The organism is Oerskovia sp. NPDC056781 (genome assembly GCF_042789955.1).
GTDB lineage: Bacteria > Actinomycetota > Actinomycetes > Actinomycetales > Cellulomonadaceae > Oerskovia > Oerskovia rustica.
On record NZ_JBHUAD010000189.1, the window covers coordinates 1 to 8053 of the forward strand.

Consider the following 8053-nt stretch of genomic DNA (forward strand, 5'->3'; position numbering starts at 1 on the left):
GAGGTCAGCCCTCCCACCCCGGCGTCCGCCGTTCGTCAGGCCGTCAGGCGTCCGCGCCCTGCGCCGTGAGCGCCCGCTCCACGCCCGCGAGGTTCTCGACGACCAGGCGGCGCAGCGCCGGGGCCGCGTCGGTGTGGGCGTCGAGCCAGGCCTGCGTCGCGTCCCGCAGCGCGGTGTTCGCGAGCGGCGCCGGGTACAGGCCCACGACCAGCGTCTCGGCGATGTGGTAGCTCCGCTCGGCCCACAGCGTGGTCAGCGAGGAGAAGTACTTCTCGACCAGGGGGGCCAGGACCGCAGGGTCGTTGACGTGCTGGAAGCCCTGCGTCGTGGCGCGCACGATCGCGTTCGGGGCCTCGTCCGAGTCCACGAGGGACGCGAACGCGGCGAGCTTGGCCTCGGTCGTGGGGGCCGTCGCGGTCGCGCGGGCGGCGGACTGCTGGCCCGTGGCCGTGTGGTCCTGCGCGAGCGCGGCGTCGACCTCGGCCTGGTCCGCGCGGCCCAGGAGGACGAGGCCCTCGAGGATCTCCCAGCGCAGGTCGGTGTCGATCTCGAGGCCCTCGAGGGCGACCGAGCCGTCGAGCAGACCGCGCAGCGCGTCGGCGTGCGCGGGCGTTGAGGCCAGGTGCGCGAAGAACTTCACGAACTGGAACTGGGAGTCCGTGCCGGCCTGCGCCGACTGCGCGAGGCGCCACAGCTCGTCACCGACGACCGCGAGCGTCGCGGCCTGCTTGCCCGGCGTCACGTAGGACTTCGCGGCCAGCGCGAGCTGGTTGAGCGTCGTCCGGATCGTCGTGGACTCGGTCTCGCGGGCGATGTTGCCCAGGACGAGGCGCACGTACTCGCTCGCCGGCGTCTCGCCGTCGCGCGTCGCGTCCCACACCGAGCCCCACACGAGCGAGCGTGCGAGCGGGTCGGTGATGTCCGCGAGGTGCTCGACCGCCACCGCGAGCGACGCCTCGTCGAGACGGATCTTGGCGTACGCGAGGTCGTCGTCGTTGAGAAGGACGAGCTGCGGCCGGTCGAGGCCCGCGAGCTCCGGGACCTCGGTGCGCTCGCCGTCGACGTCGATCTCGACGCGGTGCTCGCGCACCAGGTCGCCGTCGACCACGTTGTAGAAGCCGATCGCGAGGCGGTGCGGGCGGATCGTCGGGTAGTCGGCCGGGGCCTCCTGCAGCACCGCGAACGACACGATGCGGCCGTGCGCGTCGAGCTCGATCTCGGGGCGCAGCGTGTTGACGCCCGCGGTCTCGAGCCATAGGCGCGCCCACGAGCCGAGCTCGCGCCCGCTCGTGGCCTCGAGCTCGGTCAGGAGGTCGGTGAGCTCGGTGTTCTTGTACTCGTGCTTCTTGAAGTACTGGGCGACGCCGGCCATGAACGCGTCGATGCCGACCCAGGCCACGAGCTGCTTGAGGACCGAGCCGCCCTTGGCGTACGTGATCCCGTCGAAGTTGACCTGCACGTCCTCGAGGTCGTTGATGGTCGCGACGATCGGGTGCGTCGAGGGGAGCTGGTCCTGGCGGTAGGCCCACGACTTCTCCATGGCCGCGAACGTGGTCCAGGCCTCGTGCCACTCGGTGGCCTCGGCGGTCGCGAGCGTCGAGGCCCACTCCGCGAAGGACTCGTTGAGCCACAGGTCGTTCCACCACTTCATGGTGACCAGGTCGCCGAACCACATGTGCGCGAGCTCGTGCAGGACCGTCACGACACGACGCTCCTTGATGGCGTCGGTGACCTTGGACCGGAAGACGTACGTCTCGGTGAACGTCACGGCGCCCGCGTTCTCCATGGCCCCGGCGTTGAACTCGGGCACGAAGAGCTGGTCGTACTTCGCGAACGGGTACGGGTAGTCGAACTTCTCCTCGAAGAACGCGAAGCCCTGACGGGTCTTCTCGAAGATGTAGTCGGCGTCCAGGTGCGGGGCGAGGGACTTGCGCGCGAAGACGCCGAGCGGGATCACGCGGCCGTCCGAGGACGTGAGCTCGCTGCGCTCGACCACGTAGGGGCCCGCGACGATCGCGGTGATGTAGGTCGAGATGACCTGCGTGGGCTCGAACGTCCAGGTCGAGGCGTCCACGGCGGAGTCGGTCGCGTGGGTCGCGGGGACGGGCTCGGGCGTGGGCGAGTTGGACACGACCTGCCAGGCGGAGGGCGCCGTGACGGTGAACTGGAACGTGGCCTTGAGGTCGGGCTGCTCGAACGCGGCGAACACGCGGCGCGAGTCGGGGACCTCGAACTGGCTGTACAGGTAGACCTCGCCGTCGACGGGGTCGACGAATCGGTGCAGGCCCTCGCCCGAGTTGGTGTAGGCGGCGTCCGCGACGACGCGGAGCTCGTTCTCGGCGGCGAGGCCGTCGAGCTGGATGCGGGAGTCGGCGAAGACGCGGGCGACGTCGAGCGGCTCGCCGTTGAGCACGACCTCGTGGACGGTCGGCGCGATCAGGTCGATGAAGGTGCTCGCCCCGGCGGTCGCGGCGAACCGCACCACCGTGGTCGAGCCGAACGTCGTGGGTCCGGTCGTGAGGTCGAGAGCGACCTCGTAGGAACGGACGGTGACGACACCGGCGCGCTCGGCGGCTTCGGCGCGGGTGAGGTTCTCTCCGGGCACAACATCTCCTCAGTACGGGTCGGGCTGGCCGGGTGGGCCGCGTCGATTGTCCCACGGGGCACCCCGCGGGTCGCCGTGTTTGCCGCGACCTCCAGCCGGTCGGAATGTCCGGGTCGCCGGGCGCGTTGAGCCTGCGGGGGAGCGGGTCCGCGCCCCCTCCCGACCTTCCCACCCGCTGAGGAGACCTGCCCCGTGACTGCTGTGACGACGTCGGACACCGCCCGAGACCTGCACGAGAGCGACGCGCCCGTGCGCACCGCCGACTTCTGGTTCGACCCGCTGTGTCCGTGGGCGTGGATGACGAGCCGGTGGATGGACGAGGTGTCGACGGTCCGCGACGTGAGCGTGCGCTGGCACGTCATGAGCCTGTCGGTCCTCAACGAGGGCCGCGAGCTGCCCGAGAAGTACCAGGACCTCATGGAGCGCGGCTGGGGCCCGGTGCGCGTCGTGATCGCTGCGCAGCAGGAGCACGGCGACGAGGTCGTCAAGCCGCTCTACGACGCGATCGGCACGCGCCTGCACCCGGGCGGGCGCAGCGACTTCGACGCCGTGATCGCCGAGGCGCTCGCAGAGGTCGGCCTGCCCGCGTCGCTCGCCGAGCACGCGACGAGCGACCGCTACGACGCCGAGCTGCGCGCCTCGCACGCCGAGGGCATCTCGCGCGTGGGCGAGGACGTCGGCACGCCCGTCGTCGCGTTCGGCGACGTCGCGTTCTTCGGCCCGGTCGTGACGCCCGCGCCCAAGGGCGAGGACGCGGGACGGCTGTGGGACGGGTGCGTCCTGGTCGCCTCGACGCCCGGCTTCTTCGAGCTCAAGCGCACGCGTACGCAGGGCCCGGTCTTCGACTGACCGCCGCCTGATCGCATCACGCCCCGTGTCCCTGCCCGACGGCGCATCCTCGCCCTGCCCCGAGGGTGCGCCGTCCGCACGGGGCACGGGACGACGACCCGGGGCCCCGACCAGGCGTGGAAGGATCGACGCCATGGCCACCTGGAAGCAGCTCGTCGACGACGCCCCCGACCTCGCCGCCCGCGTGCGCTCCCGCTTCGAGGCCGCTGGTCGGCACGTCCTGGCGACCCGGACGCTCACAGGCTCGCCGCGCGTCAGCGGCACCGAGGTCGGGTTCTGGCAGGACGACGTGTGGATCGGTTCCACCTCTCGCTCCGGCAGGTCGATGGACCTGCTCGTCGACCCACGGTTCGTGCTGCACTCGAACCCCGGCGACGGGTCGCGGTCCGACGGGGACGTCAAGGTCGACGGGACGGTACGCAGCGCCCCCAGGGACGACCCGGGCCGCTCCGCCGTCCTGGCCGAGACCGGCGGCGCCGAGCCGTTCCAGCTCTTCTGGCTCGACCTGACCCGGGTCGTGCTCACCACGGTCGAGCGCAGCGTGACGCGGGTCGAGACCTGGCGTCCGGGCACCGGCGTGGACGTCGTCGAGCAGCGGGACTGAGACCGGGGCCGGACCTGCGCGCGGCCCGGGGGGAACCGACCTCGCGTCGGGGGCATACGGGACCGATCGGACAGGGGCGCGGTTCGACCGAGGCAGGACGGCCGTGCAATGCTGCGTACTTCTGCCCCGAAACTGCGGGGTCCGAGTCCCCTGAGGAGCTGTGATGTCCGGCAACGCCCCCGTGCCTCCGCCGCCCCCGCACTCCGAGCCTGCCCAGCAGCCTCCGGTCTTCCAGCCCAGGTCGCAGCAGCCCGCGACACCGGCCCCGCTGCCCCCTGTACCGGCCGCCCAGGACCAGCAGGCCACGGCCTACCAGCCGGTGCAGCCCGCGTACCAGCCGCCCGCCTACCAGCAGCAGCCCGCGTACCAGGCGCCGCCACCCGCGTTCGCGCCCGGCAGCGGTCAGCAGGCCGCCTACCAGGCGCAGCCGGTCGTGCCCCAGCCCGCGTACGCCCCGCAGCAACCCCCGCAGTACGCGGCCCAGCCGCAGTACGCCGCTCAGCAACCGCAGCAGCAGGCCTATCAGGGCGGGTACGCCGAGCAGCCGCCGACGGCCGCCCCGGGTGGCGGGTCGGGCACCGGCTCGGGCGGTCGCCCGGGCAGGAGCGGACGTCGGCTCAGCCCCGGGTGGATCGCCTTCATCGCGCTCGACGTGATCCTCGTCGGCATCGTCATCGCGTTCGCGATCAACCTCGCCGGAGGCGCCCCCGGCCCGGCTGCGACCGATGACCCGGGCACGTCCGCAGAGGCACCGGCCCAGACCCCCGACGCCCCGGCCGAGAACCCTGGTCCGGTCGCCGTCACGGGCGAGTCGGTGACCAGCCCCAGCCGGAACATCACGTGCACGATCGGTGAGCAGGGGGTCTCGTGCGGCATCGCCGAGCTCGCGACCGCACCCGCCCCGGTGGACGGGTGCACGGGCACCACGGGCTACCTGGTGACCCTCACCGCGGACGGCGTCGAGATCCCGTGCGTCCCGACCGCGGACCAGCCGAAGAAGGCGGGGGACGACGTCGCCGTGCTCGACTACGACCAGACCAAGACCGTCGGGTCGTTCACGTGCACGAGCTCGAAGTCCGGCATGCGTTGCACCGACAGCGAGACGGGCAAGGGGTTCAACGTGGCCAAGGCCGGCCTCTCGTCGTTCTGAGCAGGGCCGTGGGCGGGCCCGAGCAGGGCTGAGCGCGCGGGGGAGCGACGCCGTCGGGCACGGACGAGACCCGCCCGGTCGCCGTCCGCGGACACGAACCGACCACGCACCGGTCTCTGCGCCCACCCGCCGGAACGGTGGGCAGAATGGATGGCGGAGGGAGACGCCCCACATGCCCAAGCCCGTCCCCGGGTCCGCCCCCGCGACCCACCCCGAACCCTCGCCGGTCCGTCCCACCAAGGACGACGTCGTGCTCCACGCCCGCCATCTCGAGCAGGTGCTCGGATACCTGCGCGACGGCACCAACGTCAACGTGGTCGGCATGCGGTCCTCGGGCCGCTCGGCTCTCGTGCGCCGGGTCATCGAGAGGCTCAACGCGGGCGGTGCCTCGGTGACCCGCATCTGCGGGGTGCGCGCGCTGCAGGACCGTCCGCTGAGCGCGCTCGCCGTCGCGGGGGTGCAGATCGCCGTCACCCCCGGGCAGCTGCCGGCCCTCAGCTCCGCTGTCGGGTCCCTCGAGGTGCTGCTGTCCGCTCGCCCGTCCGTGCTCGTCATCGACGACGCCGACGACCTGGACCCCACGACGGTCGGCGCGATCGTCGCCGTCCACTCGCGCGCCCGGACACCCGTCCTCACCACGTCCCGTCCCGGTGGCCGCCGCCAGCCCGGCACGAGCGCCCTGACGGCCGAGCTGCAGCCCGGAGCGCGCGTCACCCTCGCCCCGCTGCGGTTCGAGGGGGTCCACACCCTCGTCCACGACCTGCTCGGCGGGGCTGTCGACCCGGCGACGGTCGCGCGCGTCGCGGCGAAGTCGGGAGGTCTGCCAGGCCTCGTCGCGGCCGTCGTCGACACCGGCCGCCGGGAGAACCGGATCGTCCAGCGCGACGGGCTCTGGGTCACGCGGGACAGCCTGTGGACGACTGCGATGTCCCAGTCCGTCGAGCCGTTCCTCACCGACATCGACGACGCCGGGCTCGACGCCGTGACCCTGCTGTCCTTCGCGGGGACCCTGCCCCTGCGCACGGCACAGCGCATGGTGGCTCCCGACACCCTCGCGTCGCTCGACGACGCCGGGCTGCTGCAGGTCCTGGCCGACGGCGACGAGCCGGTCGTGGGCGTGTTCCCGCCGCTCGTCGCCGAGTTCATCACCCACGAGGGGGCGACGATGCGCAACCTCCTTGCCCGGGACAGGCTCGCCGAGGTCGACCGGCACGTCGTCCCCGTGGTGCACGTGGACCGGGGCGCGGAGGCCGCAGGCGGTCCGCTCGAGGCGCGCCTGCTCGCGCAGCACTGGACCGCCGAGCGCGTCGCCCGACGGGGCGCCTGGGAGAGGCACGCGACGCCCGCGGCGGCGGTCGCGCTCCTGGAGTCGGTCGTCCTCACCACGGGGGCCCTCCACGAGGTGGAGGGCGTGCTGCAGCGCACGTCCGCAGAGGGCACGGCGCTCGAGCGCGCCCGGCTCGTGGCGTGGACCGCGACCCATCGGGCCCTGTCGTCCGGAACGGCCGCCGGCGCCCTGGACGGGCTCGAGCAGCACCGTGGCACGCTGCCGGGCTGCGAGAGCCTGCTCGACGCGGCGGCGATCGACGTCAGCCTCCTGGTGGGTGACGTGCCCGTCGCCGCGCTCGACGCCGCGGCACCGCCGGCCGAGGACGAGCCCGCCGCCCGCGCGGCCCTCCTCGTGAGCCGGGCCGGGGCCGCGCTCGCCGCAGGACGCCCGGCCCGCGCCGACGAGCTGCTCGACGCCGTCCCGGACGCGGACGGGCGCCGGGAGCACGTCGCCTCGCTGCGCGCCCTGTCCAGGCTGCTGGCCTGCGACGTGCGCGGCGCCGTCGACGACGCTCTGGCCGGGGTCGAACGTGCCCGCCGCGACCTGGCACCCGAGGCGCTGCACGAGCACGCGTACGTCGCCGGCTACGGGATGCAGCTGCAGGGTCGGGTCGTGGAGCTCGACGAGCTCACCTCGTCGGTCCTCGCGCTCGGCACGGCGCCACGGCATCTGCCGCACGTCCAGGCGGCGCTGCTGACCTTCGCCGCGAACGCGGCCGAGTGGCAGGGCCGCCGCGACTACGCCCGCACCACGGCCCTGCAGGCCTCGGCCCTGCGCGGCCCCCGCGGACCGCACCCCTGGATGTCCGCGGACCTGCTCACGGCGCTCGTGCACGACCCCGACGACGACGCGGCCGCGGACGCGATCTGGCAGGTCGCCCTGGAGCGGGCCCAGGCCGGGTTCCTCGCCGCCGCGGTCACGGCCGGCGTGCGCGCCGTCGAGCGCTCACCGTCGGCCGAGCGGGCCGCCCAGGTGTCCGCGATGGCGGCGACCTGCGACGCGCCCCTGCTCAGCCGCCTCGCCGACTACGCCGTCGCGATCGCGTCGGCCGACGAGAAGCAGCTCGCGGTGCAGGAGTCGGCGCTGTACCGCGCAGGTCTGCGCCAGTTCGCCGTGCGGACCGCGGTCGCCCGGTCCGTCCTCCTGCTCGAGGCCGGCGAGGCGCGGGCCGCGCTCGAGCACGCCGACTCCGCCTGGAGCCAGGCGGGCCTGCGCGGGCGAGACCTGTGCGGGCTGTTCGCACCGCTCGACCGCGCGGTGAACCTCACGGTGCGCGAGCGCGAGGTGGCCGTGCTCGTCGCCCGCGGGTACTCGCTGCCTGAGATCGCCGCACGCATGGTGCTCAGCGTCCGCACGGTCGAGAACCACGTCTTCAGCGCCAGCCACAAGGTCGGTGCGGACGGTCGTGAGGGACTGGCGCGCGCGGCGCGCACCTGGCTCACGTGCGGCCAGCGCTGACGTCCGAGCAAGGCCTCGCCGGGGTGGTCCGGGCAGCTGCCCGAGGGCGCCCGGACC

At 73.7% G+C, this 8053-nt stretch carries 5 protein-coding genes; 4 read left to right on the top strand and 1 reads right to left on the bottom strand.

Translation table 11 applies throughout. The features are described 5' to 3' along the window. Window positions 1-43: 43 nt before the first annotated feature. A complete protein-coding gene (gene pepN / locus ACFRCR_RS14545) occupies window positions 44-2605 on the bottom strand; it encodes an aminopeptidase N (protein WP_377678500.1) in 2562 nt (853 codons plus the stop codon). A gap of 201 nt (window positions 2606-2806) precedes the next feature. Between pepN and ACFRCR_RS14550 the strand changes: the two genes are divergently transcribed. The 4 genes from ACFRCR_RS14550 to ACFRCR_RS14565 all read left to right on the top strand — a co-directional run bounded on the left by ACFRCR_RS14550 (window position 2807) and on the right by ACFRCR_RS14565 (window position 7996). Further along, window positions 2807-3454: a DsbA family protein gene (locus tag ACFRCR_RS14550; RefSeq protein WP_377678508.1), complete on the top strand. Its 648-nt coding sequence runs from the start codon at window positions 2807-2809 to the stop codon at window positions 3452-3454. Between the two features lie 133 nt (window positions 3455-3587). Further along, window positions 3588-4058 (top strand): pyridoxamine 5-phosphate oxidase, encoded by a 471-nt coding sequence (locus ACFRCR_RS14555; RefSeq protein ID WP_377678502.1) that lies wholly within the window; start codon window positions 3588-3590, stop codon window positions 4056-4058. A gap of 163 nt (window positions 4059-4221) precedes the next feature. Beyond that, on the top strand, window positions 4222-5208 hold the full coding sequence (locus ACFRCR_RS14560; protein WP_377678504.1) for a hypothetical protein: 987 nt from the start codon (window positions 4222-4224) through the stop codon (window positions 5206-5208). A 172-nt stretch (window positions 5209-5380) separates the two neighbouring features. Then, window positions 5381-7996: a LuxR C-terminal-related transcriptional regulator gene (locus tag ACFRCR_RS14565; RefSeq protein ID WP_377678506.1), complete on the top strand. Its 2616-nt coding sequence runs from the start codon at window positions 5381-5383 to the stop codon at window positions 7994-7996. Window positions 7997-8053: the final 57 nt, after the last annotated feature.